At 55.7% G+C, this 25,391-nt stretch carries 25 protein-coding genes; 11 read left to right on the top strand and 14 right to left on the bottom strand.

Translation table 11 applies throughout. The features are described from left to right. Positions 1-18 precede the first annotated feature (18 nt). Positions 19-543, bottom strand: a complete 525-nt coding sequence (locus tag L1249_RS11765; RefSeq protein ID WP_044629749.1) for a YqaE/Pmp3 family membrane protein — start codon at positions 541-543, stop codon at positions 19-21. A gap of 145 nt (positions 544-688) precedes the next feature. Between L1249_RS11765 and L1249_RS11770 the strand changes: the two genes are divergently transcribed. From L1249_RS11770 to L1249_RS11795, 6 genes are all read left to right on the top strand, one after another. After that, positions 689-1,096, top strand: coding sequence for a CBS domain-containing protein (locus tag L1249_RS11770; RefSeq protein ID WP_228168837.1), 408 nt, complete (start codon positions 689-691; stop codon positions 1,094-1,096). A 279-nt stretch (positions 1,097-1,375) separates the two neighbouring features. Next, on the top strand, positions 1,376-1,735 hold the full coding sequence (locus L1249_RS11775; protein ID WP_044629751.1) for a hypothetical protein: 360 nt from the start codon (positions 1,376-1,378) through the stop codon (positions 1,733-1,735). Positions 1,736-1,762: 27 nt separating this feature from the next. Beyond that, positions 1,763-2,626 (top strand): AraC family transcriptional regulator, encoded by an 864-nt coding sequence (locus L1249_RS11780; protein ID WP_228168838.1) that lies wholly within the window; start codon positions 1,763-1,765, stop codon positions 2,624-2,626. Between the two features lie 259 nt (positions 2,627-2,885). Next, entirely contained in the window at positions 2,886-6,077 is a 3,192-nt protein-coding gene (putA, locus tag L1249_RS11785; RefSeq protein WP_228168839.1) for a bifunctional proline dehydrogenase/L-glutamate gamma-semialdehyde dehydrogenase PutA, read from the top strand. A gap of 298 nt (positions 6,078-6,375) precedes the next feature. Further along, the gene (gene putP / locus L1249_RS11790) at positions 6,376-7,866 is read left to right on the top strand and encodes a sodium/proline symporter PutP (protein WP_228168840.1); all 1,491 of its coding nucleotides are present in this window, start codon (positions 6,376-6,378) and stop codon (positions 7,864-7,866) included. Between the two features lie 251 nt (positions 7,867-8,117). Then, positions 8,118-8,744: an OmpW/AlkL family protein gene (locus tag L1249_RS11795; RefSeq protein WP_054645069.1), complete on the top strand. Its 627-nt coding sequence runs from the start codon at positions 8,118-8,120 to the stop codon at positions 8,742-8,744. 102 nt (positions 8,745-8,846) lie between these two features. Here the strand turns inward: L1249_RS11795 and L1249_RS11800 are convergent, their stop codons facing one another. Next, entirely contained in the window at positions 8,847-9,179 is a 333-nt protein-coding gene (locus L1249_RS11800) for a YqcC family protein (protein ID WP_044629756.1), read from the bottom strand. A gap of 285 nt (positions 9,180-9,464) precedes the next feature. Here L1249_RS11800 and L1249_RS11805 point away from each other — a divergent pair, with 285 nt between their 5' ends. The 4 genes from L1249_RS11805 to L1249_RS11820 all read left to right on the top strand — a co-directional run bounded on the left by L1249_RS11805 (position 9,465) and on the right by L1249_RS11820 (position 12,494). Further along, positions 9,465-10,517, top strand: a complete 1,053-nt coding sequence (locus L1249_RS11805; protein ID WP_054645068.1) for a DUF3549 family protein — start codon at positions 9,465-9,467, stop codon at positions 10,515-10,517. A gap of 52 nt (positions 10,518-10,569) precedes the next feature. After that, positions 10,570-11,010 carry an ATP-dependent zinc protease family protein gene (locus tag L1249_RS11810; protein WP_044629758.1) on the top strand — a complete coding sequence of 147 codons (441 nt, stop codon included), beginning with the start codon at positions 10,570-10,572 and terminating at the stop codon, positions 11,008-11,010. A 40-nt stretch (positions 11,011-11,050) separates the two neighbouring features. Next, entirely contained in the window at positions 11,051-11,959 is a 909-nt protein-coding gene (rimK, locus tag L1249_RS11815; RefSeq protein ID WP_044629759.1) for a 30S ribosomal protein S6--L-glutamate ligase, read from the top strand. An 88-nt stretch (positions 11,960-12,047) separates the two neighbouring features. Further along, positions 12,048-12,494, top strand: a complete 447-nt coding sequence (locus L1249_RS11820) for a hypothetical protein (protein ID WP_044629760.1) — start codon at positions 12,048-12,050, stop codon at positions 12,492-12,494. 21 nt (positions 12,495-12,515) lie between these two features. Here L1249_RS11820 and L1249_RS11825 read toward each other — a convergent pair whose 3' ends face one another. The 10 genes from L1249_RS11825 to L1249_RS11870 form a co-directional block, all read right to left on the bottom strand. Beyond that, complete coding sequence (locus L1249_RS11825) at positions 12,516-13,304, bottom strand: SanA/YdcF family protein (protein ID WP_137094193.1); 789 nt, start codon at positions 13,302-13,304, stop codon at positions 12,516-12,518. 18 nt (positions 13,305-13,322) lie between these two features. Further along, a complete protein-coding gene (sufT, locus tag L1249_RS11830; protein WP_044629761.1) occupies positions 13,323-13,892 on the bottom strand; it encodes a putative Fe-S cluster assembly protein SufT in 570 nt (189 codons plus the stop codon). An 8-nt stretch (positions 13,893-13,900) separates the two neighbouring features. Next, positions 13,901-15,166 (bottom strand): cysteine desulfurase, encoded by a 1,266-nt coding sequence (locus L1249_RS11835; protein ID WP_044629762.1) that lies wholly within the window; start codon positions 15,164-15,166, stop codon positions 13,901-13,903. Positions 15,167-15,180: 14 nt separating this feature from the next. Continuing rightward, on the bottom strand, positions 15,181-16,521 hold the full coding sequence (gene sufD / locus L1249_RS11840; RefSeq protein WP_054641092.1) for a Fe-S cluster assembly protein SufD: 1,341 nt from the start codon (positions 16,519-16,521) through the stop codon (positions 15,181-15,183). Further along, positions 16,518-17,267, bottom strand: coding sequence for a Fe-S cluster assembly ATPase SufC (gene sufC / locus L1249_RS11845; RefSeq protein WP_044629764.1), 750 nt, complete (start codon positions 17,265-17,267; stop codon positions 16,518-16,520). Before sufC ends, sufD begins: the two co-directional genes overlap by 4 nt. A gap of 70 nt (positions 17,268-17,337) precedes the next feature. After that, complete coding sequence (sufB, locus tag L1249_RS11850) at positions 17,338-18,780, bottom strand: Fe-S cluster assembly protein SufB (protein ID WP_044629765.1); 1,443 nt, start codon at positions 18,778-18,780, stop codon at positions 17,338-17,340. Between the two features lie 69 nt (positions 18,781-18,849). Next, positions 18,850-19,314 carry an SUF system Fe-S cluster assembly regulator gene (locus L1249_RS11855; RefSeq protein ID WP_054641091.1) on the bottom strand — a complete coding sequence of 155 codons (465 nt, stop codon included), beginning with the start codon at positions 19,312-19,314 and terminating at the stop codon, positions 18,850-18,852. A 324-nt stretch (positions 19,315-19,638) separates the two neighbouring features. Next, entirely contained in the window at positions 19,639-19,980 is a 342-nt protein-coding gene (locus L1249_RS11860) for a zinc ribbon domain-containing protein YjdM (RefSeq protein ID WP_054641090.1), read from the bottom strand. Between the two features lie 93 nt (positions 19,981-20,073). Then, a complete protein-coding gene (locus L1249_RS11865; protein WP_054641089.1) occupies positions 20,074-20,550 on the bottom strand; it encodes a YbhB/YbcL family Raf kinase inhibitor-like protein in 477 nt (158 codons plus the stop codon). Positions 20,551-20,602: 52 nt separating this feature from the next. Continuing rightward, a complete protein-coding gene (locus L1249_RS11870) occupies positions 20,603-21,175 on the bottom strand; it encodes a hypothetical protein (RefSeq protein ID WP_054641088.1) in 573 nt (190 codons plus the stop codon). Between the two features lie 159 nt (positions 21,176-21,334). On the opposite strand from L1249_RS11870, the gene L1249_RS11875 reads away from it, so the two are divergent. Further along, positions 21,335-21,796 carry a flavodoxin family protein gene (locus tag L1249_RS11875; RefSeq protein ID WP_054641087.1) on the top strand — a complete coding sequence of 154 codons (462 nt, stop codon included), beginning with the start codon at positions 21,335-21,337 and terminating at the stop codon, positions 21,794-21,796. 62 nt (positions 21,797-21,858) lie between these two features. Here L1249_RS11875 and fadA read toward each other — a convergent pair whose 3' ends face one another. Together fadA and fadB are read right to left on the bottom strand one after the other, a co-directional pair. Continuing rightward, the gene (fadA, locus tag L1249_RS11880) at positions 21,859-23,037 is read right to left on the bottom strand and encodes an acetyl-CoA C-acyltransferase FadA (protein WP_228168841.1); all 1,179 of its coding nucleotides are present in this window, start codon (positions 23,035-23,037) and stop codon (positions 21,859-21,861) included. Positions 23,038-23,061: 24 nt separating this feature from the next. Next, complete coding sequence (fadB, locus tag L1249_RS11885; RefSeq protein ID WP_228168842.1) at positions 23,062-25,248, bottom strand: fatty acid oxidation complex subunit alpha FadB; 2,187 nt, start codon at positions 25,246-25,248, stop codon at positions 23,062-23,064. Positions 25,249-25,391 lie beyond the last annotated feature (143 nt).

Genomic DNA, 25,391 nt, shown 5'->3' on the forward strand with positions numbered 1-25,391 from the left:
AAAAGCGTAAGGCGGTTTTTACCGTTTATTCAGCCAAACAAGTGCATAGACAACACCGGGCAACCAACCTATTAGCGTCAGCACGACACTGATTAATACACGCTGGGCCCCGCCTTCGGTTAAACCAACGGCTAAGGGCGGTAGCAGCACGGCCAGGGCGCGATAAGCTAGCTGTAAGTTGGCAGGTTCTTTCGCGGGTGTGGCGGGTGGTTCTGGTGAAGTTTTTTCTTCAGGGGCTATAGGCTTCGCTGAGGGGGTAAAGTGCCCAACGGCCGCTTGTGCTTTCTCGGCCTGCTCCTTTTCATGGGCAAGCGCTTTACGGTGCGCCTCTTTATCTATTTTTTGCTCTAGGGTGTCTGCGCCCTCTGCCAAGTCGTCGTGGTAGCGCTCCCAATCTTCCCAGTCGTAGGGTGTCCCCGAGTTGGGCCGATGACTGCCTGCGCCACGGGCACGCTCCCAGGCTTTCTCTTCCAGCGTATTGGGCCTGTCAGGGTCTCGATCTAGGCCAACGCCTTTACGGTTCAGATATTCACGAGCATCCATAACGACTCCTCACAGCATTTGAAGCGGGCTTGAAAAATTGGCAAAGCGTTGAATAGAGACAGTATGGGGTCAGCACAGGGTGAGTTAAATCACCTACAGTAAGAGAATCGGCAGTGGCCTGTCGATCACGTTAAGGAGTGTTCCAATGAATAAAAAAATCCCGGATACCGTACGCGATATTATGTCTCGCGACTGCTACCGTGTCTCAGGAGAGACATCCATTACGACGCTTGCACAAGGGCTCGCCCTGCATCGGCTGCCTGGAGCGCCAGTCGTAGATACGTCAGACCGCTTAATCGGCTTTATCTCTGAGCAGGATGTTCTGGGGCACGTGCTCGACAGCATTTACCATGACCACGAAGCGCCGTTGGTCCGAGAGTTAATGCGTCAGGACGTGCTCACTACCTCCCCCAATAAAAGCGTGACCGATTTAGCGCAGGAAATGCTGGGCGCGAAACCGAAAATTTATCCGGTCGTTGAGCAGCAACGGTTAGTCGGCATCGTCACGCGTCGGGACATTTTGATGGCCTTACTAATGATTCGCCGCCATTAGACGCTTGAACACCTGCGGCATGATGCTAAATAAAGGTACCTACAAAAAAAAACCGCTGCTTGAAAAAGCAGCGGAAGCAAGGGATCGAAAACAATAGCCAGAACAACACTATTAGCGACTGCCATCGCGATGTTGTCTGTACATACTCAGACACCCTGCAGAGAAAAAGTTCGCAAAAGGTTAAAATTTTCGTCTCAGCAGGCGTAGGCGTATACTAGGTGGCTATTCTCAACTGGGCGCATAAGCTGGCGTCTATCCTGATGTGGCCAGGAGCTATGCATGGCACTTTACTTACTGGTATTTGGCGTTTGTTTACTGGTAATGGGGGCTGTGTTGCTGGTGCTGATGAACGCAGGAACGCCTCGCTACCGCACCGAGCCCAAGGATCTGATCGCGCTGTTTGATAAGGCGCTGGAGAGCAAGGTCAGCGAGACCGAGTGGAATGCTCTGATTGGCTACCCTATCCGCCATGATGAGTATTTAGACAACGTTCGCCGCCGTGCCTCACACCTAATGGATACACACGGGCGACGCTGGCAGATTGCTCAGGGCAAGCCGCTCCTCAACCAAGAGGGTTACGCGGAGCTAAAAGCATTACGTGATCATTTAGCGGCACATACAGCGCTTCGTCAGCGCTAACAGAGCAGCAGCGACGAGGAGAACCGTATGCCGAGTACCATTCGTCAAATACCCCTGGAAACGGCGACGAAGCATCACTCCCATGACTTCCATCAGATAGTGATCACGCTATGTGGCTCTTCTGAATTTGAAATCGAGGGGTTGGGTGGCCGTGTAAACGCTTTTTCCGGCTGCATCGTGCCTGCTAACCACGAGCACTACTATTCTGGCAACGGCCATAATCGTCAGTTGATTCTAGATTTACCAGAAGATGCTCCCGCTTTGACGGGTGAGCACCGTGAATTGGTGGCGCTATTTGATGCGCCGCGCTTTTTTGCCTTAGACAGCCCGCTGCGCCACTATCTTACCTTTGTCGAGAGCGAACTGGCCCGGGGATTAGACAACTCTGCCACCTCGTTTCAGCAAGACCGCCTAGCGGCCACGCTGTTAGGCTCGCTAAAAGCCCGCCTAGGTGCCTCAGGGAGCGCTGCCCAGCGACGCATTGACCTTAACCAGATTGACCGGTTTATCCGCCGTCACTTAGCCGATGAGCTGCGGGTGGCCGACCTGGCCAAGCTCGCCTGCCTGAGCGAAGCACATTTTTCTGAGCGTTTTCGCGCCCAAACCGGCCTCTCCCCCTGGCAGTATGTACGACGGCAGCGGCTTCACGCGGCGCGTCAACTCATCATGCAAAGCCGTTTGCCACTTACCGATATCGCCATACAAACAGGGTTTGCCAACCAGAGCGCGCTTTCCCACGCCTTTCGTCGCAGCTACGGCGCCTCGCCGCGCCAGTTACGCCAAGGCTTTGCCAGCCCCTCCTTAGATACCAACAATCGTTCAACGGCTCATTCAACGGCGTTATCATCCTCAGCCACCCCCGCAGGGGCAGGCGTGCTCTTGTCTCGCTGATATTACGTTGGTGGATTTAGTAAAAAAGTCGCGTTGTTTGCCGCTAGCGAGCCGCACCCAACTCTACTAAAGTCGTAAATAGGCACAGCTTGCCGTGAAATTGACACGTTTTGCCACGAAAACGACATACACCTAACGACGGCTAGCTCTACATTCGAACGTCAGTCTGGGCATCTGCCCTGCCACCACTTTTTGAACGCTAGCTGACACAGCTATTCGTTTAAGCTGTTCGTTTCAGACCTGTCTTACGGGGGCCTCAATGCTCAATGCTAAAAAAATGCGTGACCCTGCCACCTGGCAAACCGACCTTGATACGCTAATGCAGCGTGTCAGCGAACACTATATCGTCGATGAAGATGCCTACGTCAGCGAGCTGATTAAACTGCTCAACGCCGACCAAGACGATTTTTCGCGCATTGAGGCCAACACGGCAGCGCTGGTGCGCGACGTTCGCAACATGGACACCGCCGTCGACACCATCGACGAGCTGCTTCAGCAGTACAGCCTGGATACCCACGAAGGGCTGATGCTGATGTGTCTTGCCGAGGCGATGCTGCGTATTCCCGATAAAGCCACCGCAGATGCGCTGATCGAAGACAAGCTAGGCCCAGCGGATTGGCAGTCCCATGTAGGCAAGAGCGAGTCGTGGATGGTCAACGCCTCGACCTGGGGCCTGCTGATGACCGGCCGCGTGCTGAAGCTGGACCATCCGAAAGAGGGTCAGCCCGCCCACTTTATTAACCGCATGGTTAATCGTATGGGCGAGCCGGTGATTCGCCGGGCGATGATGGAAGCGATGAAAATCATGGGCAAGCAGTTCGTGCTTGGCCGCGATATTAACGAAGCCCTGAAACGCTCTAAGCCGCTATTCAATAAAGGCTACACCTACTCTTACGACATGCTGGGTGAAGCCGCACGCACCCGCGACGATGCCAAACGCTACTTTGACGACTACGCCCGTGCTATTGAGCAAGTGGGTAAAGCGTGCAAAACGCTGGGCGACAAAACCCCGGCACCGTCGGTCTCCATCAAACTCTCTGCCCTGCACCCCCGCTATGAGTTTGGCCGCCGCGAACAGGTACTGACCGAGCTGGTAGATACCGTCATTCAACTGGTCACCAAAGCGCGCGAGCTGGATGTGGCGGTGACCATTGACGCTGAAGAAGTCGACCGCCTGGAGCTTTCTCTGGAAGTCTTCCGCGCGATTTACCAGAGCGACGCCGTCAAAGGCTGGGGCCACTTTGGCCTAGTGGTTCAGGCATACTCCAAGCGTGCTCTGCCAGTACTGCACTACATCAACCGCTTAGCGGATGAACAAGGCGATGAAATCCCGCTACGCCTAGTAAAAGGTGCTTATTGGGATAGCGAAATCAAAGAGTCTCAGCAGCTTGGTATCGATGGCTACCCGGTCTATACCCGCAAGGCGTGTACCGATGTGGCCTACTTGGCCTGCGCGCAGTTCCTACTGTCTGACGACACCCGTGGCCGCATCTTCCCTCAGTTTGCGACGCACAACGCTCACACCGTGACCACCATTCTGGAGCTGGCGAATCACGACAGCCGCCCGTTTGAATTCCAGCGCCTGCACGGCATGGGCGAAGCCCTTTATGATGCGGCCCTTGAGCGTGCGCCTAAAGGCACCTACTGCCGCATTTACGCGCCGGTCGGTGCCCATAAAGACCTACTGCCCTACTTGGTACGTCGCCTGCTGGAAAACGGTGCCAACTCGTCGTTCGTTCACCAGATTGTCGACCCGGACGTGCCGGTGGAGTCGCTGTGCCAGCACCCTATCGAAACACTGCGCCAGCAAAAAACCTTCTACAACAAGCGCATCCCGCTGCCAAAAGACATCTACGGGCCGAAGCGCCGCAACTCCCGTGGGGTCAACTTAAACATCCGTAGCCACTATTACCCGCTGATGGAGAAAATGGCGACATTCATGGATAAGCAGTACCCCACCAAGCCGCTGCTAGCGTTTGATGTGGCCGACGATAGCGCCAATACCCATAGCGTCACTTCGCCTTTCGACCGCCGCCAAACCGTCGGCAGCGTGCAGTGGACCAGCAAAGAACAGGCAGCGAAAGCCCTCGACGCTGCCTGGGAAGCCTTCCCTCGCTGGGACACGACTCCCGTAGCCGAGCGCGCAGCGATTGTGCGTCGGCTGGGCGACCTGATGGAAGAGCACATGGCGGAGCTGATGACACTCTGCTCCCGTGAAGGCGGCAAGCTGCTCACTGACGGCGTCGATGAAATCAAAGAAGCGGTTGATTTCTGCCGTTACTACGCCATGCGCGCTGAAGAGTCGTTTGGCGAACCCATCGAACTGCCTGGCCCGACCGGTGAATCCAACCGCTTGATGATGGGTGGTAAAGGTGTTTTTGCCGCCATTAGCCCTTGGAACTTCCCGGTCGCCATCTTCTGCGGTCAAATCGTTGCCGCCGCCGTTGCAGGCAACACGGTGCTGGCAAAACCCGCCGAGCAAACCTCGATCGTTGCCCACCGCGTTATCGAGCTGTTGTACGAAGCGGGCATGCCCCGTGATGTGGTGCAGCTGCTGCCGGGTGACGGCCCGACCGTGGGCAGTGTGCTGACCTCTGACCCGCGCATTACCGGCGTAGTGTTTACCGGCGGTACCGACACAGCGCAAATTATTAACCGTGCTCTCGCCGCCCGTGATAATGCACCGCTACCCACGCTGATCGCTGAAACCGGCGGCATGAACGCGATGATCGTTGACTCTACCGCCCTGCCTGAGCAGGTCGTAGTGGATGTCATTCAGTCTGCCTTCCAGAGTGCTGGCCAGCGCTGCTCTGCCCTACGGGTGCTCTACCTTCAGGAAGACGTTGCTGACCGCGTTATCGAAATCCTCAAGGGGGCGATGAGCGAACTGCGCATTGGCGACCCTCGTGACCTGGGTACCGATGTCGGCCCGGTCATTGATGAAGACGCCCGTAAAGGCTTGATGGAGCACATCGAGAAGCTCAAAGGCGAGAACCGCTTAGTCGCCGAAACACCGATGTCTGCCGAGCACACCCAGCACGGCACCTTTGTACCGCCGGTGGCGTTTACCATCGACAGCATTGATGCCCTTTCTCGCGAGCAGTTTGGCCCGGTGCTGCACATTGTGCGCTACAAAGCCCGCGAGCTTGATAAGGTGATCAACGATATTAATGGCCGGGGTTATGGCCTGACATTTGGGGTGCATAGCCGTAACGAATCCTTTGCCGCTGAAATAGCGCAGAAAATTCGGGTAGGCAATGTGTACATCAACCGTAATATCATCGGTGCTGTTGTTGGTGTTCAGCCGTTTGGTGGCCAAGGGTTGTCAGGTACTGGCCCTAAAGCAGGCGGGCCGCACTATTTGCAGCGCTTTGTGACCGAAAAAACGATTACTAATAACACCGCCGCCCTGGGTGGCAACGCGTCGCTTCTGGCGCTAGGGGATGAGTAACGGCTCATCAACACTACTAACCTGAACTCCTGAAAAGGAACCGTCTCATGGTTGACAACAATAGAGCGATTGCCTTCACATTCGCGGCCCCTCCAGGCCGTGTGCTGGGTATAGGGAACATTGCACATAAACGTAGCCATACCCCCTCTAATGACATCCCTAGCGGTTACTCGCTAGGGTCAGCGACTTGAATACGAAAAGGGGTTAACAACAACAAGACTGCGCGGCGGCCAACGTTACTTGGTCGGCGCAGGCACCTGTCGGAGCTAGCTCCGTCCTGATGAATTGGAGATATTTTATGGATATTGGCGTTTGGGTCAGCCTTTTTGCCTACTTTGCGCTCATGATTGCCATCGGCGTTTATGCTATGCGCAAAGCGACATCTACGTCTGAGGATTACATGCTGGGTGGCCGTACCCTCAGCCCTAAAGTAGCCGCCCTGTCGGCTGGCGCGTCGGATATGAGCGGCTGGCTGCTACTGGGTTTACCAGGGGCAATGTTCGTCTCTGGCTTGGGTTCGGCCTGGATCGGGATTGGCCTATTTGTGGGCGCACTCTTTAACTGGATTCTGGTCGCGCCGCGCCTTCGTGAACAGACAGTTCACTATGGTAACGCGATTACCATTCCAGCCTTCCTAGCCAACCGTTTCCCCACTCGGGCGCTGTCGCTGAGAACGGTGTCCGCTATCGTCATCGTGATTTTCTTCGCCGTTTACACTGCTTCTGGCTTGGTCGCAGGCGGCAAACTGTTTGAGAGCGCCTTTGCTGGCGTTATCAACATCGGTGGTATGAGCGACTACGCGGTGGGTGTGGTAATCACGCTGGGCGTGGTGCTGGCCTACACCGTGGTTGGCGGCTTTTTGGCCGTGAGCATGACGGACTTTGTGCAAGGCTGCATCATGATGCTGGCTTTGGTCATCATGCCAGCAGTAGTACTGTTTGGCGAAGGCGGTGGTGGCTTTACTCAAGCCTCACAGACCCTCAATGAAGTTGATCCCACGCTGCTGTCGTGGACTGAAGGGTTGACGTTCATTGGGTGGCTCTCTGCCGTTACCTGGGGCCTGGGCTATTTTGGTCAGCCGCATATTATCGTGCGCTTTATGGCTATCCGTACGCTGAAAGATGTTCCGATTGCCCGCAACATCGGCATGAGCTGGATGGCTATTTCCCTGATCGGCGCGGTCTCTCTCGGCATCTTTGGTCGCGCCTATGCGGTTCGCAATGGGATGGAAGTCCAAGACCCGGAAACGATCTTTATCATCCTGGCTGAGTTGCTGTTCCATCCGCTGATCACCGGCTTCCTCTACGCGGCCCTGCTTGCTGCTGTGATGAGTACTATTTCTAGCCAGCTGCTGGTGTCATCTTCATCACTGACCGAGGACTTCTATCGCCTGTTCCTGCGTAAAGAAGCTACAGACAAAGAGTGTGTGGCCGTAGGTCGTGTCAGTGTTGTGCTAGTGGGTCTGATCGCAGCCGTGATTGCCGCTGACCCGAACTCGCAAGTGCTGGGGCTGGTGAGTAACGCTTGGGCAGGTTTTGGTGCCGCCTTTGGCCCGCTGATTATTCTGTCGCTGATGTGGTCGCGTACAAACGGCGCAGGTGCTATCGCCGGTATGGTGGTGGGTGCTGCCACAGTTATGATCTGGATTGCGCTGGGCTGGAACGGCTCCTTCATGGGTGGCCCTGGCGTTTACGAGATCATCCCAGGCTTTATCGCTTCTTTCATTGCCATCCTGGCAGTAAGCAGCATAACCGCCGATGCTGGCGAGTATCAGCATATTGAACGCTAAACGAGTGTAACGTCGCTTAATTAGCCTAAGGCTTAACGGGTTGAAGTTAACCCGTTAAGCCTCCTCTTCTTTAGCCCCTTCTTTAGCCCCTTCCCCCTTCAGATATTTACCTTGCTAGGCGCTGAACCTCTCAATTCACAGCTCTTTGCCCTAGGTCAATAACGCTCCCTCGTTGGCTCGATACACTGGCTATATGGTTTACGACAACTTTAAACCACTCACCCATCATGTTATCGGTCAGGAGCGACGCTATGCGCCATTTATCACTGCCTACCCTACTCGCCACTGGGCTTGCCGCTGCCACCTTAGCAGTTAGCAGCCAAGCCGTTGCCTATGGCGCTGGCGATTTCTTTACCCGCGTTGGCGTTGCCAACATCGCGCCGAAAAGCGACAACGGCTCGCTCGCAGGTGGTGCCTTCGCGGTCGATGTTCAGGATAAAACCGACTTCGCTTTCACCCTGGGCTACCGTTTCCACGACAAAATGGGCGTTGAGCTGCTAGCCGCCCTGCCCTTCGAGCACGACATTGAATTAAATGGTGATAACCTGGCGTCAACAAAGCACCTGCCGCCCACTCTAACGCTACAGTATTACCCACTGGGTGGTAGCGACTCTCAAGTACAGCCCTACGTGGGTGCGGGTATTAACTACACGCGCTTCTCCGATGAGAGCCTCGCCATTGGCGAACTTGAGCTAGACGACTCATGGGGCGCGGCCGCTCAAGTGGGTGTTGATCTACTCATTGATGACCACTGGGCACTCAACGCCGCTGCCTGGTACTTAGACATCGACACCGACGCCTCTATTAATGGCGCAGGTGCGGGCACCGTCGAGATTGACCCCATGGTGGTCATGGCAGGCTTAAGCTACCGCTTCTAGCTTCTAGCTTCTAGCTTCTAGCTCCCACCTTCGCAAACACGTAAAAAAATGCCCAGAGCTTGCGCTCTGGGCATTGCTATTTGGTCTGCCTTACTCGCGTGGTTAATTCTCTGTGACCAGCTTGTCGACACGCTCCACCGCTTTCACTACCAATAGCTGATCGCTTGCTCTTACCTTCTCCTGCATTAAATACGCCGCCACCGCTGGAGCGACTTCACACTTGGCGGGCATGGCAGCCTCGGCTTCAATAAGTGCATTTAAGCGGGCAACAAAGACATAGCGCACCCACTGGGGCAGCGACATGGTATCAATACAAAAAGGCTGCTGACTGGCAAAAGCGGCCGCATCTGGGGTGGGCGTGCGCCACAGATTAGCGGCCTTCATGGCGGCTTCAAGCTCAAGAAGCGCGGTTTGAAGCTGTTGATGGACGCTCATAAGCACCTTATGGGTTGGTCATATTTAGCGTTCATTATCCCAACTCTGTGGGTAAGTTGCCACTCAAAGGCGTGCTCAATGGAGTTATTCACCGATTCACAGAAAACCTGCAAGAGGCTGTGGATAAACTATGGAAAGGTGTCGCCACCGCTAGTCTCACGCGGCTTACGCAAAGTTGCTCAATTTTTAACCACTTAGACAATAAAGCACGGATTAATCAGCGTTTGCGGCTGACAGTGGCAGAACAGCAAGGTAGAGTGCAGGCTTGAAATGCGGAAGGATGTCATGCAGCCAATTAACACCCTTGATGAATTTTTTACACGCAGCGGCGCTGAGGTGTCGCTTTACCATATGGGGCGCAGAGTGACTGCCTGCTCCAGGGAAACCCTGCGCGCGTTTGAAAATGCCGAACAGGCCTGGCCTGAACCGTGGCAAGGGCAAGCACGCCTGGGGATCGTCTTTCGCCTAGGGGCAATGGAAGAGCCTGCTATCTGGTTTTTAGCGCTGCCACTGGATGAGCAAGGCATGCTATCGCCCGCACAGCGCGATGGCTTTATTAACCGCCTATTGGAAACCCTGGGTCGCAATGCCGCTGCTTCTGACCCGACTGTGCTCGACGCTGCAGAATCAGCAGACGTGGACCATTTAATGAAGGATAATCCGCTGGCCTTTACGCCTGATATCACCTTTCAGGCCATGCTCAATGCCCGGGCCACCTATGCCAGCGCCCTACCTGCCAGCCAGCACCTAGAGCCTGTAGAAGCCTATTTAAGTGGCCAACAGACGATTGATTGGCAAGCCCTGGGACTACAAGGCATCGCCGATTATGTCGTACGTTTGGATACACCAACGGCAGATGCCCTAGCGCTACGTATTCCTCAACTACCGGTGAGCGTTATTCATTCGCTCTGCTACTGCCTTGAGCATCAGCCACTGTCTGAAGCGCTCATTGATGCGTTGCGGACACGAGGCGAGCAGGCGGCCAGCAGCGGCGATTTAGAAACGCTCTGCGCCTGCGTACGTAGCGTGGGTAGCTCAGCGCCGGCTTTTGCTGGCGACTGGTATACCAACCTGCTAAACGATAGCGCGGCCTGCGGCCCCGACCTGATGGCCGCCATCGCCGGGCGCGGTTGGCCATTACTGGAAGATGCCGAGCGTTTACCATTATTCTTACAACGTTTAGCAGAGGATGAGCGCAGCCACTTTGCGGCCGTTGTGCGCGATATCGCTTTAATTCCTCGGCTGCGTCTGCCCGTCATGCTGACCTTGCGTGACGCCCCAGCAGGCTCGGCTATCCAATCGCGTTTGTCGGCCATGCAGCCTAACCAAAAAGGCTAGCAGGAATCGTCATCACTATGTCTTGTTTCTCTTATATCGTCAGGAGTGCGCTGTGAAGGAATTACCCTATCAGGCCAAAGCGGTCATCGGCCGCCGTGAAATGGTGACGTTACCTGAACTAGGGCTTCACCTTTGCTGCAAAGCCGATACAGGCGCACGGACATCGGCGTTGCACGCCGAAGAAATTGAAACCCATGAAGATGCTGATGGACAGTTATGGGTAAGCTTTATTACCCATAGCGGTGGGCCAGAGACACCTGCCCACCGCTATCGCCTGCATTTACACGACCGTCGCCGCGTCACCAGCTCGAACGGCCATAGCGAGTGGCGCTATGTCATCCGTACCCCAATGCAACTGGGCGAACTGAACTTTCCGGTTGAACTTACTTTGACCGACCGTAGCAATATGCGCCACGCGATGCTGCTTGGCAGGCGCGCTATGCGCCGCCTACTGGTGGCCCCCGGCGCTGCATTTTTGCACGGCGAGCCTTAAACACATTTAAACGACGACCCTTTTTGGCCCGGAGCCCTGCATGCATATTGCCCTGCTTTCCCGTAACCGAAACCTTTACTCTACGCGCCGACTGGTGGAAGCCGCCGAACAGCGCGGCCATACCGCCCGAGTGGTCGATACCCTGCGCTGCTACATGAGCATCGCCTCGCACCACCCCTCTATTCACTATAAAGGCGCAGAGATTGAGCCGTTTGATGCGGTAATTCCGCGTATTGGCGCCTCGGTGACTTTCTACGGCTGTGCGGTACTGCGCCAGTTTGAAATGATGGGCACCTACGTGATTAACGATTCGGTCGCGATTACCCGCTCCCGGGATAAGCTGCGCTCGCTGCAGCTGCTATCGCGTAAGGGATTAGGCCTGCCAATTACCGGCTTCGCCCACTCACCAGATGATATTCCCGACCTAATCACCATGGTGAAAGGCGCGCCCCTGGTGATTAAACTGCTGGAAGGCACCCAGGGTATTGGTGTGGTATTGGCTGAAACCAACCAGGCCGCTGAATCCGTCATTCAGGCCTTTATGGGCATGAAAGCCAACATCATGGTTCAGGAATACATCAAAGAAGCGCGCGGTGCGGATATCCGCTGCTTCGTGATTGGCGATAAGGTCGTGGCATCCATGAAACGTCAGGCCGCCGACGGCGAGTTCCGCTCCAATCTTCACCGTGGCGGCACTGCTAGTGTGATCCGCATCACCCCGGAAGAGCGTTCCACCGCGATTCGTGCAGCCAAGGCGATGGGACTGCGCGTCGCGGGCGTGGATTTGCTTCGCTCTAACCACGGCCCGGTGATTATGGAGGTCAACTCTTCACCAGGTTTGCAGGGCATCGAGAGCGCTACCGGTAAAGATATTGCCGGCATGATCATCGAGCATATCGAAAAGAATGCAGTGCCTGCGCGTAAAGCACCACCCAAGCCTAAAGGCTAACGGCCAATTGCAAAAATAATCCCCGTTAGGGGTGGCAAATCAACGCCGTCCCCCCCACAATCTGCGTCACCGAAGGAGGTAGACGCTCATGTTTCTCGACAATCGCCAAGTGGCGATGGACAGCGTGCTGGAAGCGCTGGCCGATAGCATTGATTATTTCCAGGATAATATCGAACGCCTGCGCCCCTCGCTGCGCGATGCACTGAAGCCGCACTATACTGAGCGACTCAAGCAGATGCGTAAGCTGCAGGAACTTGCCCGCGCGCACTTAAAAATGCTGCCTCGGGATGCTGACGTTGAGCGTGATGACTTCTTATGGCTCTGGAGCCGTTTAAAGAGCTTCGTTGGCAACGATAGCCAAGTCTTGATCAATGAGCTGTTAGAACAAGAGCGTGTACTGATGCAGGCCCTCTCAACCTTGTTTACCCACCCCCTACCCGACCCGATCGAACCGGTAGTGGATGAGTGCATGCGGGGATGCCGTAAGCTGATTCGCGAGCTATACAACCTGCAAAAACGTAATACTCGCCGCTAACTTTGCGGCGTTAACTCGGCTTTAATGCTCAGGGACTGTATCAGCCTGCAGCGACTGCTGAAAAAATAGAGCGGCGTTGATATTGACGGTCGCCTCAGGCGTGTTTTCCCTACTTTCTTCTCTACTTTTATCGCCACCCTCCTGGCGATGAAGCTCGATAGGCTCTGCGGGGCCGAGAAAGTAGGGCTCCCTCTGCCATAAGTAGAGATCTCCCAGAGTAGCAATTCGCGCTACCCATTCACGCATTTTTAACCGCCACTCATCTGCCGCTGACTGCTCCTCAGCAATACAGCCCGTCACTTCCATCCCCAGCGCACGCCCGATAAAAATAGCCCGAGGCAAGTGCCAACTCTGGGTAACCAGCAGCGCCTCTTTAAGCTGAAACACATCCCGCGCCCGCACCATCGTGTCATAGGTGCTGAAGCCAGCGAAATCCATTGTCAGTTGCTCCGCAGACACCCCTCGGCGATACAGATCGCGCCACATGGCACGCGGCTCATTATAGGCTTGGGTGCGATTATCGCCAGAGATGAGCAGATGCTGAACACGCTGGTCAGCGATAAGGCGTGCAGACGTTCGCATGCGGGCATGAAAATGCGGGTTACGTAGCCCACTACGAGTCCAGTGAGAGGTGCCAAAGACAATCGCAACGTCTGTGGGTTGGCACTGCTCTAAATGACCGTCGATATAGCGTGCGGTACTTGCAAGCACCCATAAATTACCGGCTATAAATAGCAATGTCGCCAGTAGCAGCAAGGCTCCTAGCGACATTAGAAAACGCTTTATCCAACGTAATAACAGGCTGTGCATCCAGCTCCCCAGCAGGGGTTAGAACATGCCGAGCTCAAGCTTGGCTTCATCGCTCATCATGTCACGACTCCAGGGTGGGCTAAAGACAATTTCGGTATGCACCTTGCTGATCTGCGGCGCTCCCAGAATCTTGTTGCGCGCATCGGCAGCGATGACATCGCCCATGCCGCAGCCAGGCGCGGTCAGCGTCATACGGATAGTGACTATCCGCTCGCCACTAATCAAGCGCTCGATCCGACAGCCGTACACCAGCCCTAGATCAACAATATTCACCGGAATTTCCGGGTCAAAGCAGGTGCGCAGCTGATCCCAGACAAACTGCTCAATCTCTTCATCAGTAGCACTTTCTGGCAGTGTCGGACGTGGCAGCGACTCAAGCCCCAGCGCATCAAGGTTACGCCCTTCAATGAGATACAAGCGGCCTTCAAAACCAACACTCACCGAGCTACCTTTGGCTTGCATTACGCTGACAATACTGTCTTCCGCCAGCGTATCCGTTTTGCCGAACGGAATCGCGATGGCCTCTACATCCCGCTGGAGCGGGAGTTTTTGACCGCGCTGAAGACTCGCAATTTGCTCGATATCCATAGATGTCCTTAGCGTACCATTCCAATCACACGGTTGAGCGCTGCCACAAACGTGTCTACTTCATCAAGGGTATTGTACGCAGCAAACGATGCACGACAGGTCGCCTCAACGCCAAAGTGATGCAGCAGCGGCTGGGCACAGTGGTGCCCGGTACGAATCGCTACACCCAGCTGGTCAATCAGCAGGCCAATATCCTGCGAGTGAGCACCTTCAACAACGAAGGAGAGCACGCCCGCTTTATGCGGCGCAGTGCCTAATATCCGCAGGCCCTCAATGCCACTCACCGCCTGAGTAGCATGGTTGAGCAGCACGGCTTCCCACGCACCAATCGCCTCAACGCCAATGCCTTCCATCCACTCAAGCGCACGGCCAAGCGCAATCACTTCGGCAATGGCGGGGGTACCCGCTTCAAATTTATGCGGAATATCCGCAAAGGTGGTACCTGCATCAAAGGAAACGGTTTTGATCATCTCACCGCCACCCTGCCAAGGCGGCATGACCTCTAGCAACGCCTGCTTGCCATATAGCACGCCAACACCCGTTGGGCCGTACACTTTATGGCCTGAAAACGCATAGAAATCCGCATCGATAGATTGAACGTCCACCTGCTGATGCGGCGTCGCTTGGGCGCCATCCACCAAGATGAGCGCGCCATGCTGATGCGCCAGCGCTGCCATCTCTTTCACGGGGTTAATCGTACCCAGCGCGTTAGAGACGTGATTCACCGCCACCAGTTTCGTGCGATCACTCAAGAGTTCACGATAAGCCTGCATATCGAGCGCCCCGCGCGCGTCCACTGGGATGACCTTGATCGTGAAGCCGCGCTCCGCCGCCAGCAGTTGCCAGGGAACGATGTTGGAGTGGTGCTCCAACATCGAGATCAGCACTTCGTCCCCGGCATTTAGCTGGCTGCGGCCCCAGCTTTGGGCCACTAAATTGATCGCTTCAGTGGTGCCCCGCGTGAAGATGATTTGGCGGGCATCTTCGGCATTGAGAAACGCTTTAACACGATGACGCGTGGCTTCAAAGGCTGCCGTCGCTTCATCAGCGAGCGTATGCAAGCCACGGTGAATATTGGCGTTGTAGCGCGAGTAGTAATCGCTAAACACGTCAATCACCTGCTGCGGCGTTTGGCTGGTGGCGGCATTATCCAAATACACCAGCGGCTTGCCGTGAACCTCACGATTCAAAATCGGGAAGTCTCGGCGTAGCGCTTCAACGTCATAGGCCGCAACGCTGCGCTCGGTAGGCTTCTCAATCACGCTATGGGGCATTGATGACTCCTTGATTAATCGTTGAGCGCAGCCGCCGCTTCAACCAGTCCGGCGAGATTGAAACGCTCAGGCAGTTTACCGGCTACCGCCAGCTCAACGCGCTCGGCAATAGCATCAAGCGCCACTTGCTCAAGTACTTCACCAGCGAAGGCGAGGGTTAACAGGCCACGTGCCGTGGCTTCGTCGATACCCCGGGTACGCAGTGCGTAGATCGCATCCTCGTCCAACTGACCGGTGGTGGTGCCGTGGGAGCACTTCACGTCATCGGCGTAGATTTCTAGCTCGGGTTTTGCGTCGATTTGCGCGCGATCTGAAAGCAGCAGGTTCTGGTTGCTCTGGAAGCCCTCAATCTTCTGACTATCGCGCTTCACGTACACTTTGCCATTGAAGACACCGTGAGCGCGGTCATCCAGAATACCTTTGTAGTTCTCGTTCGAGAACGTCAGTGGCGCGTTGTGGTTCACCTTAGTGTGATTATCCACGTGCTGGCGACCCTGGCCAAAGAACAGGCCGTAGAAGTTCGTCTCAGCACCCTGACCGTTCAAGTCACTGATCAGGTCGTTGCGCACCAGCACGCCACCCAAATTCAGGTTGTACGAGGTGTAGCGGCTGTCGCGGTTCTGCTCGACGTGAATGCTCGCTACGTGCAGGTCACCAATGGGTGCTTCCTGGAGCTTGTAGTGGTTCAAAACTGCCCCACGATCCAGCATCAGCTCTGCCACGACGTTGGTAAAGTTGGCGGCATCCGCCTCACCCACGTAGTGCTCAATGAGGGTAGCTTCGCTACGCCCAGCGGCTTCGACCAAAATGCGCGGATGGCTCATCACCGGCGTCCCCGCACGAGACAGGAACTGCAGCAAAATGGGCTTTTCGACGACGGTGCCCGGCGCGATGCGCACCACTGCGCCCTCCTCCATAAAGGCGGTATTTAACGCGGCGAACGTGGAGAAATCGACCCCGGTTAAACGCCCCAGCGGGCCGCCCACGGCTTCATGGTTATCCGTCAGCGCTTTTGAGAGCGGCATAACCTGAACGCTGTCGGGAAGCGTATCGAGGTCCGACAGCGCTGCCGAAAACACACCGTCCACGAACGTCAGCCGGTAAGCATCCAGGGGCAGCGTGAGGGCAGCCGCCTGGGCCTGAGAGAACTCGGAGTTCTCTGCCAAGGCAAAGTTGCCCTGGGCGATGGCACGCACGTCGGTGTACTTCCACTCTTCGTCGCGGCGGGTCGGGAAGCCCATTGCTTCGAAGCGAGCCGCGCCCGCCTGGCGGCGAGCGGCGATCCAGGTAGGCTCTCCAGCGCGCTGCTGACTGCGCGCCGCTAGCGTGTCCAGAAAGGTTTGGGTATCGCTCATGCCACGGACTCCTCAATGCCTTCGTAACCGTTGGCCTCTAGCTCTTTGGCAAGCTCGGCATCGCCGGTTTTGACAATACGGCCATCGACCAGAACGTGAACTTTGTCCGGCACGATGTAGTCCAGCAGGCGCTGGTAGTGGGTGACCAACAGAATGGCGCGCTCTTCGGCACGCAGGCTGTTCACACCGTCCGCGACGACTTTCATGGCGTCGATATCGAGGCCAGAGTCGATTTCATCCAGCATGGCCAGCTTCGGCTGTAGTACCAACATCTGCAGGATTTCGTTACGCTTTTTCTCGCCGCCGGAGAAGCCTTCGTTCACTGCACGCTGCAGGAAGCTGGCATCCATTTTCATAAAGCCGAGCTTCTCTTTGACCAGCTTCATGAATTCCGGCGCGGGCATTTCGCCTTCACCACGCGCAGCGCGCTGAGCGTTAAGCGCAGACTTCAGCAGGTAAATGTTTTTTACCCCTGGGATTTCCACCGGGTATTGAAAACCTAGCAGCAGGCCCGCTTGGGCGCGCTCTTCGATTTCCATTTCCAGCACGTCCTTGCCTTCAAACGTGATGCTGCCTTGGGTCACTTCGTAGCCATCTTTACCAGCAATAACCGCTGACAACGTGGATTTACCCGCGCCGTTGGGGCCCATGATGGCGTGCACTTCACCGGCATTAATGGTGAGCGTCAGGCCTTTCAGAATCTCTTTGCCTTCGACGGTGACGTGTAAATCGTTAACTTGCAACATAGTGATCGCCTTTTAAATACTTGCGGGTCGCGAGTGCGACGCCCTAAAAATAAGTTGGGTGCCGGAGCGGTTAGCCCACCGCGCCTTCCAGAGTGACATTGAGCAGTGCTTCCGCTTCCACCGCGAACTCCATCGGCAACTCTTGGAAAACATCTTTACAGAAGCCATTCACAATCATGCTGACCGCATCTTCTTCTGAGATACCGCGGCTCTGGCAGTAGAAGAGCTGATCTTCACCGATTTTAGAGGTGGTGGCTTCGTGCTCAATGGTCGCGGTGCTGTTGCCAATTTCCTGATAGGGGAACGTGTGGGCACCACACTTGTCGCCAATCAGCAGCGAATCGCACTGGGTAAAGTTACGCGCGCCCTTGGCACGCGGCCCAATTTTGACCAAGCCACGGTAGGACTGGTCGCTCTTACCCGCTGAAATACCTTTGGCAACGATATAGGAGCGTGTACCTTCACCAATATGAATCATCTTGGTGCCGGTATCCGCTTGCTGGCGACCGTTCGTTACTGCAACAGAGTAGAACTCACCGATGCTGTCTTTACCGCGCAGCACGCAAGAGGGGTATTTCCAGGTAATTGCAGAGCCAGTTTCTACCTGCGTCCAGCTGATGCGGGAACGCTCACCACGGCAGTCTCCGCGCTTGGTCACGAAGTTATAGATGCCGCCCTTACCCTCTTCATCACCGGGGTACCAGTTCTGAACGGTGGAGTACTTGATGTAGGCATCGTCCAATGCAACCAGTTCGACCACGGCAGCGTGCAACTGGTTTTCATCGCGCATGGGTGCGGTGCAGCCTTCCAGGTAGGAGACCTCGGCACGATCCTCGCAGATGATCAGCGTGCGCTCGAACTGGCCCGTATTGGCCGCGTTGATACGGAAGTAGGTAGACAGCTCCATCGGGCACTTCACGCCTTTTGGCACGAACACGAACGAGCCATCAGTGAACACGGCGGAGTTTAGCGCAGCAAAATAGTTATCAGCCACGGGCACTACCGTCCCCAGGTACTGCTTGATCAAATCCGGGTAGTCACGAATCGCTTCGGAAATGGAGCAGAAAATCACGCCCGCTTCCGCCAGCTCTTTTTTGAAGGTCGTCGCAACCGAGACGGAGTCGAAGACCGCATCGACGGCAACCCCTGCCAGGGCGGCACGCTCGTGCAGCGGAATACCCAGTTTCTCGTAGGTTTCCAGCAGTTTAGGGTCTACCTCGTCGAGGCTTTGGGGACGATCTTCTGGGCGCTTGGGCGCACTAAAATAGGAGATCTCTTGGTAATCGATGGGCGGATAGTTCAGGTGTGCCCAGGACGGCTCTTCCATCTTCAACCACTGACGGTAAGCGTCCAGGCGCCACTCCAGCATCCACTCCGGCTCGCCTTTCTTCTTGGAGATGAAGGCGATGGTGTTTTCATCCAGGCCAGGTGGCAGTGTATCGCTTTCAATATCGGTTACAAAGCCATCTTTGTACTCGCGACGAACCAACTGTTCCATTTCTTCGCTTGCCATGGTGATACCCTCCGGGCAGTTGGGTGGCGAGGTTAGCTCGCCGTGAATAGGGTTAAATTGCCTAACGGTTTAAGCCGATGCCGCCGATAGGCTGATACTTTGAATCGGTAACTGTACGGGTAGCTTGATGGGCGCGGTGTCCGCCAAGTGAGCAAGCGTCACGCTTTCAAGCAGCGTGCGAATAGCCAACGATACCCGCTGCCAGTTATCTGCTACGCCACAAGTGGCGACCAGTTCACAGCCGCCTTCCGCTTGGCTGCACTCGGTCATGGCGACCGGCCCTTCAATCGCACTGATAATGTCGGCGGCAGTAATTTTCGAGGCGGGACGCGCTAAGCGGTAACCGCCTTGGGCACCGCGCTGCGACTCCAAAAGCCCTGCTTTCACCAGCATCTTAAGGGTTTTGCTCACCGTGGGATGGGGCAATTGAACCGCTTCTGCTAAGTCAGCCGCCGCATGCGACGCCTGGGGATGACGGGCAATTTGTGCCATCACCACAGCGGCATAATCTGTCAGCCGAGAAAGCTTGAGCATAGTCACTCCGTTTGCCGTCATCGTTCACCACGACTAATCCACAACGGCTCACTTACCACTACGCCATGCAGGACCACTAAGCCATGCAGGAATGAGCCGTTGGCTTACCCGTTAATTGAGTACCATTTTAGTCCTGTATAAATTTGATGTGAAGCCCTTCTGCAAAATCCTTATCAAATAGCGCGACTTCTTAGCACGTTCGCGGCTGATAACATCAAAAAAGCCAATCATTATCATTTAGAGAAGCTATGACAGCTCGAAAAATAAAGCCCACGAGATTCATCGCAGGCTTGGAGAGGGAACTAGGATGATCTTAGCTCGATGCTAAGCTTTTTTGACAAAGATGGACTTCAGCTTCATGGGGCCAATCCCATCGACTTTGCAGTCGATATCATGGTCACCGTCTACTAAGCGAATATTCTTCACTTTGGTACCCACTTTCACAACGGAGGAGCTGCCTTTCACTTTGAGATCTTTAATTACAGTGACGGTGTCACCATCAGCCAGCATATTGCCGTTTGCGTCACGGATGCCTGAGCCCGCCTCCACTTCGCTTGATTCGCCGTCCTTAGACCATTCATTACCACACTCTGGGCAAACGTATTGAATGCCATCGTCATAGGTAAACTCAGAGGCGCAAGCAGGACAGTTGGGCATATCACTCATCAAAGGCTCCATCGCAGCAGACAATCACACAAACATTAGCAAGCGACGGAGCCTACACGGCTTCAGCGGAATGCTCCAGCCTGGGGAGGTAAATCAGGCGCGCTCGTAGGTGCCGACGAGACGGTTCATGCCTAACAAGTGAGGCTCAACGGCGCTCAATAGTTCAGGCAACGTAAGTCCTTCCGGCAGCATTGTTTGTTCATCCAGCGCCAGCACCCAGAAATAGTAAAGGTGGCTGCCGTGGCCTTCTGGGGGCATGGGCCCGCCGTAGCCAGGTTTACCAAAATCAGCCATACCCAACGTGCCTAGCGTGGTGTTTTCATCCAGCGAGGTGATATCCCCCGGCAGGTTGTAAAGCACCCAGTGCACAAACCCGTAGCTGCCCTCTTTCACCAGCGGGGCATCAGGGTCGTGGCAGATCACCGCAAACCCTTTGGTGCCTTCCGGAGCCCCTTGCCAAGCGAGCGCAGGGGAAACATCGTCGCCCTCACCCGTGTGCTTGGCAGGAATCGCTTGATGGTTACCAAAGGCCGTGCTGGTGACTTGCATGCTAGATAGTGCAAATGCCATAGAGCTCTCCTAATCAGCGAAATAAGGGGCAAGGGTCAATGTAGCGAATGTGTTAGCGCAACTCCAACTGTGTCGCATAGCGCTCCCACCACTGCTGAGCAATGCGCCGATTTTCCCCATTGGCGCTTGGGTCCAGTACCGTCGGCAGTTGAACGGCTTCGCCGCCGGTTTGGAAGGTCACGAGCGGGTCTTGTGTGGCTAACTGCAATGCGTAGAGCACCAGCATAAGTTCGTACTGGTCCTCGGTATTGAGGCGGGCAAACAGCAGCGGAACGGCAGGCATACCTATTTCGCCCAGACGCTCGGCTGCGATATACCAGGGTCTTGGGTTATCGGGCCCACCATACTGGCTGACAAAACGGCGGTCGGATAACCGGCTCACATAGTAAGCGGCGTCCTCTTCCGGGCTCGCCTGCAGCGGGGGTGCCCAATCTTCCGCCTGTGCCATTCTGACGGGTTGATAGTTCGATGCGGCTGCAGCAGGAACTATCTCTTCACTGCTCGCGGCAGGAGCTGAACGGCTGTCGTTACGGGCTGGGGCACTTGGTTGACCCGCACACCCTGCCAACAACAGCGTTAATGAACAAAGACTGGCGACCCCTATCGCTTTGGTCTGCTGGCGCATGACGCAATTCCCTTTTTGATCGTTCAACACGGAACACCCTATCCCATACGCGATTTGAAAGCGTTTGATTGGTTTGCCCTAAGGCCTCTAGGCTGTGTCATTAAGTGCCTACAGTGTGGCACCTCTTGAACTTACCGCCAATTGCCTGAAGACATCCTCATGAAACGCTTATTAATCGTCGCTCACTCCCCCTCCATCAATACCCGCGTCTTGAGCGAGGCCGTACAGCGAGGTGCAGAACATGAGGATATCGAGTCAGTGACGTGCATCGTCAAAACGCCTTTCGACGCAGGACCGACGGACATCCTCGATTGTGACGGTATCGTATTGGGCACTACCGAAAACCTAGGCACCATGAGCGGCGCGCTAAAGGACTTTTTCGACCGCAGCTACTACGGCGTACTGGAAGAGAAGCAGGGCCTGCCCTGCGCACTCTACATCCGCGCGGGGCATGATGGAACGGGTACTCGTCGGGCAGTGGAAAGTATCGTTACGGGACTACGCTGGCGCTGGGTGCAGGACCCTCTGATTTTTCGCGGCGAGTGGCAAGAGGCGTTTATCAGCCAAGCCGAAGAGCTGGGCATGACCCTTGCTGCTGGGTTGGATAACGGATTGTTTTAACGTCTTGAAACGAAAAACGGCACCGCTCAGGGTGCCGTTTTCATTACGGGGAAGAGCGCGTATTACTTCAAACGCTCGAACACCGTGGCAACCCCTTGTCCCATGCCAATACACATGGTGGCTAGGCCCAGGGTGGTATCGCGCTGCTGCATGACGTTCAGCAGCGTGGTGCAGATACGCGAGCCCGAGCAGCCTAACGGGTGACCCAAGGCGATGGCACCGCCATGCAGGTTCACTTTTTCGTCCATGGCGTCCAGGAAGCCGAGGTCTTTCAACACCGGCAGCCCCTGCGCGGCAAATGCCTCGTTCAGCTCGACGGTTTGAATATCCGCTGCAGACAAGCCCGCCGCTTTCAGTGCCTTTTTAGAGGCTGGCACCGGGCCATAGCCCATGATGGAGGCATCGCAGCCGGCCACACCGGTCGAGAGCACTTTGGCAATCGGCTCCAGCCCCAGCGCCTGGGCACGCTCGTAGCTCATCACGGCCATGGCGGAAGCGCCCACTGAAAGCGCTGATGAAGTGCCCGCCGTCACGGTACCGTTACGCGGATCGAAGACCGGCTTCAGGTTCGCCATGGATTCCAGGCTGGCATCGGCGCGAATCACCTCATCATTTTTCACTAGCACTTTGAAACCACGCTGGTCGTGACCTTCGACGCCGATGATCTCATTGTCGAAGTAGCCCTTCTCCATCGCCGCTTGTGCACGTTGATGCGAACGGACACCGAACTTGTCCTGATCTTCGCGGGAAATACCGTGCATTTTACCCAGCAGTTCCGCCGTGAGCCCCATCATCATGGCGGCTTTGGCCGCGTATTTGCTCGCCGCCGGATTCACGTCGACGCCGTGAGCCATCGGTACGTGCTCCATGTGCTCAACACCGCCGATCACGTAAAAATCACCCATGCCCGCTCTAATGTTTGCAGCAGCAATATGCAGTGCGGTCATCGAAGAGCCGCAGAGGCGGTTAACCGTTTGGGCAGGCACCGTACGAGGAATACCGGTCATGATCGCCGCGTTGCGAGCGATGTTCATTGACTGCTCTAGTGTCTGATTGACGCAGCCCCAGATCACGTCGTCTACTTCCGACGGATCCAGATTAGGGTTTCGGGTAAACAGCGCCTGCATCACGGCAGCGGAGAGGTTTTCGGCACGCACGTTGCGGAAGGCGCCGTTTTTCGCTTTCGCCATGGCGGTACGAACACCGTCAACCACCACGATATCTCTCGGATTCAAACTCATCTTATTTCTCCTGTGGGTGGTGACTTAGGCCTGAGCGTTTGCAGTGGTGCCAGCGTAGAACTGCTCGTTATTCTGTGCCATGGCACGCAGCTTCTCGGTGGGTGCATAAAGCGGCCCCAGCTCTTGTGCTAAACGGTCGGCCAGCGCAACAAACTCGGCTACGCCCAGCGCGTCGATGTAGCGCAGCGCACCGCCACGGAAGGGAGGGAAGCCAATGCCGTAAATCAGCGCCATATCGGCTTCTGCGGGCGTATCGACAATGCCATCTTCCAAGCAACGCACAGTCTCAAGGCACAGCGGCACCATCATGCGAGCAATGATGTCCTCATCCGAAAACTCTTTTTGCTCTTTCACCACTTCTTTTACTAGTGCGTAAGCCTGCTCGTCGCTGACTTTCTTAGGCTTACCCTTCTTATCTTCTTCGTAGGCGTAGAAGCCTTTGTCGTTCTTCTGACCCAGGCGCTTGTTATCGTACATCACTTGAATAGCGGTTTTGCCTTCACGTGCCATACGATCCGGGAAGCCTTCGGCCATCACCTCGTTGGCGTGCACGGCGGTATCCATGCCGACGACATCCAGCAGGTACGCCGGGCCCATGGGCCAGCCAAACTTCTCCATGACTTTATCGACGCGCTGGAAGTCGGCACCCTGCTCGACCAGGAAGCTAAAGCCACCGAAGTAAGGGAAAAGCACACGATTGACCAAGAACCCAGGGCAGTCATTCACCACGATGGGGGTTTTACCCATGGCCCGGGCATAAGCCACGGTTGCGGCAACGGCGGCGTCCGAGGTTTTCTCGCCACGAATGACTTCCACCAGCGGCATACGGTGCACGGGGTTGAAGAAGTGCATGCCACAGAAATTTTCCGGGCGCTTCAGGTTCTTAGCCAGACGGTTAATCGAAATGGTCGACGTGTTGGAAGTCAGAATTGTGTTCTCACTTACCTTGTCTTCTACTTCGGTCAACACGGCGTCTTTGACGTTGGGGTTCTCGACCACCGCTTCTACGACCAAATCGACATTACCGAAATCGCCGTAAGAGAGCGTTGGACGGATGTTAGAGAGTTTTTCGGCCATCTGCTCGGTGGTGAGCTTTTTACGCTCTACCTGCCTAGAGAACAGCTTGCGCGCCTCTTTCAGGCCTAGCTCGATGGCGTCGTCCTTGATGTCTTTCATCAGGATGGGCGTGCCTTTGCTGGCGCTTTGGTAGGCAATACCCCCGCCCATAATACCAGCGCCCAGCACGGCGGTTTGCTTCACCGGCTGCGCCTGCTTCTCGTATTTGCTGCCTTTCTTTTTAACGACTTGGTCATTAATGAACAGGCCTACCAAGTTGAAGGCAACGCTGCTCAGCGCCAGCTTGGCGAACGACTTGGCTTCAATGGCCTGCGCGCGGGCGCGAGTCTCGCCTGCGCCCTTTTGAATCACTTTGATGGCTTCAACCGGGGCGGGATAGTGCGGGCCCGCTTTGCCAGCGACGTATCCTTTAGCGGTTTCGAACGCCATCATTTGTTCGATGGCGTTGAGTTTGAGCGGTGATTTTTTCTCTTCGCGACGAGCGTGATAATCCAATTCGCCGGCATTGGCGCGGTCGAGGATATCCAGTGCCGCCTCTTCCAACTGCTCGTGGGCAACAGCGGCATCCACGGCGCCTACTTTCAAGGCAGCATCTGCGCGGTTTTCAGTGCCACCCGCAATCCACTCAACGGCGTTATCGGCACCAATCAGGCGCGGCAGGCGCACGCAGCCACCCCAACCCGGCAGAATGCCCAGCTTGGTTTCTGGCAGGCCAATCTTGGCCTTCTCGCTCATCACGCGGAAATCGGTGGTCAGCAGCACTTCGCAACCGCCGCCCAGCGCCAACCCGTTGATCGCCGTCACGGTGGGGAAAGGCAGGTCCTCAATCGCATTGAAGATGTCGTGAACCTTGAGGTTCATCTCCACCAGATACTCTTCGCCCTTGTCGAACAGGCTGTGGAATTCGGTGATATCAGCACCGACGATAAAAGCATCTTTGCCACTGCGTATCATCAGCCCTTTCAAACCACTTTCGGCCTGAATCGCTTTTACCGCATCGCCCAGCTCTGCCATAACGGCGCTGGATAGCTTATTGACGGACTCATCTTTCAAATCGAAAGTGAGCATTGCGATGTCATTGCCACCCTGGGTGTCACGACGCTCCACCGTGATGGCATTGCCTTGATAGATCATGCGCGCTCTCTCCACAAGTTCGGGCTGGCACGCCGTTGACGAGCCTGCCACGCATTTCATACGGTCGTTTGATTGCCTTAGCTTGGTTGAGTTACGCCAGTACGTCAAGCCCTGACTTTTGGCTAATCCGCTTGCTTGATAGA

Origin of the sequence: Halomonas sp. Cn5-12 (assembly GCF_021532545.1) — a bacterium.
In the GTDB taxonomy this organism is placed as follows: domain Bacteria; phylum Pseudomonadota; class Gammaproteobacteria; order Pseudomonadales; family Halomonadaceae; genus Vreelandella; species Vreelandella aquamarina.

Excerpts from the sequence above, each read along its gene's own strand:
- putA (WP_228168839.1), top strand. The coding sequence starts at position 2,886 with ATGCTCAATGCTAAAAAAATGCGTGACCCTGCCACCTGGCAAACCGAC.
- L1249_RS11870 (WP_054641088.1), bottom strand. The coding sequence starts at position 21,175 with ATGCGCCAGCAGACCAAAGCGATAGGGGTCGCCAGTCTTTGTTCATTA.
- L1249_RS11820 (WP_044629760.1), top strand. The coding sequence starts at position 12,048 with ATGTTTCTCGACAATCGCCAAGTGGCGATGGACAGCGTGCTGGAAGCG.
- L1249_RS11770 (WP_228168837.1), top strand. The coding sequence starts at position 689 with ATGAATAAAAAAATCCCGGATACCGTACGCGATATTATGTCTCGCGAC.
- L1249_RS11875 (WP_054641087.1), top strand. The coding sequence starts at position 21,335 with ATGAAACGCTTATTAATCGTCGCTCACTCCCCCTCCATCAATACCCGC.
- sufT (WP_044629761.1), bottom strand. The coding sequence starts at position 13,892 with ATGGATATCGAGCAAATTGCGAGTCTTCAGCGCGGTCAAAAACTCCCG.
- L1249_RS11775 (WP_044629751.1), top strand. The coding sequence starts at position 1,376 with ATGGCACTTTACTTACTGGTATTTGGCGTTTGTTTACTGGTAATGGGG.
- L1249_RS11805 (WP_054645068.1), top strand. The coding sequence starts at position 9,465 with ATGCAGCCAATTAACACCCTTGATGAATTTTTTACACGCAGCGGCGCT.
- L1249_RS11835 (WP_044629762.1), bottom strand. The coding sequence starts at position 15,166 with ATGCCCCATAGCGTGATTGAGAAGCCTACCGAGCGCAGCGTTGCGGCC.
- L1249_RS11800 (WP_044629756.1), bottom strand. The coding sequence starts at position 9,179 with ATGAGCGTCCATCAACAGCTTCAAACCGCGCTTCTTGAGCTTGAAGCC.
- fadA (WP_228168841.1), bottom strand. The coding sequence starts at position 23,037 with ATGAGTTTGAATCCGAGAGATATCGTGGTGGTTGACGGTGTTCGTACC.
- fadB (WP_228168842.1), bottom strand. The coding sequence starts at position 25,248 with ATGATCTATCAAGGCAATGCCATCACGGTGGAGCGTCGTGACACCCAG.
- sufB (WP_044629765.1), bottom strand. The coding sequence starts at position 18,780 with ATGGCAAGCGAAGAAATGGAACAGTTGGTTCGTCGCGAGTACAAAGAT.
- L1249_RS11825 (WP_137094193.1), bottom strand. The coding sequence starts at position 13,304 with ATGCACAGCCTGTTATTACGTTGGATAAAGCGTTTTCTAATGTCGCTA.
- L1249_RS11855 (WP_054641091.1), bottom strand. The coding sequence starts at position 19,314 with ATGCTCAAGCTTTCTCGGCTGACAGATTATGCCGCTGTGGTGATGGCA.
- putP (WP_228168840.1), top strand. The coding sequence starts at position 6,376 with ATGGATATTGGCGTTTGGGTCAGCCTTTTTGCCTACTTTGCGCTCATG.
- sufC (WP_044629764.1), bottom strand. The coding sequence starts at position 17,267 with ATGTTGCAAGTTAACGATTTACACGTCACCGTCGAAGGCAAAGAGATT.
- L1249_RS11865 (WP_054641089.1), bottom strand. The coding sequence starts at position 20,550 with ATGGCATTTGCACTATCTAGCATGCAAGTCACCAGCACGGCCTTTGGT.
- L1249_RS11795 (WP_054645069.1), top strand. The coding sequence starts at position 8,118 with ATGCGCCATTTATCACTGCCTACCCTACTCGCCACTGGGCTTGCCGCT.
- sufD (WP_054641092.1), bottom strand. The coding sequence starts at position 16,521 with ATGAGCGATACCCAAACCTTTCTGGACACGCTAGCGGCGCGCAGTCAG.
- L1249_RS11765 (WP_044629749.1), bottom strand. The coding sequence starts at position 543 with ATGGATGCTCGTGAATATCTGAACCGTAAAGGCGTTGGCCTAGATCGA.
- L1249_RS11780 (WP_228168838.1), top strand. The coding sequence starts at position 1,763 with ATGCCGAGTACCATTCGTCAAATACCCCTGGAAACGGCGACGAAGCAT.
- rimK (WP_044629759.1), top strand. The coding sequence starts at position 11,051 with ATGCATATTGCCCTGCTTTCCCGTAACCGAAACCTTTACTCTACGCGC.
- L1249_RS11860 (WP_054641090.1), bottom strand. The coding sequence starts at position 19,980 with ATGAGTGATATGCCCAACTGTCCTGCTTGCGCCTCTGAGTTTACCTAT.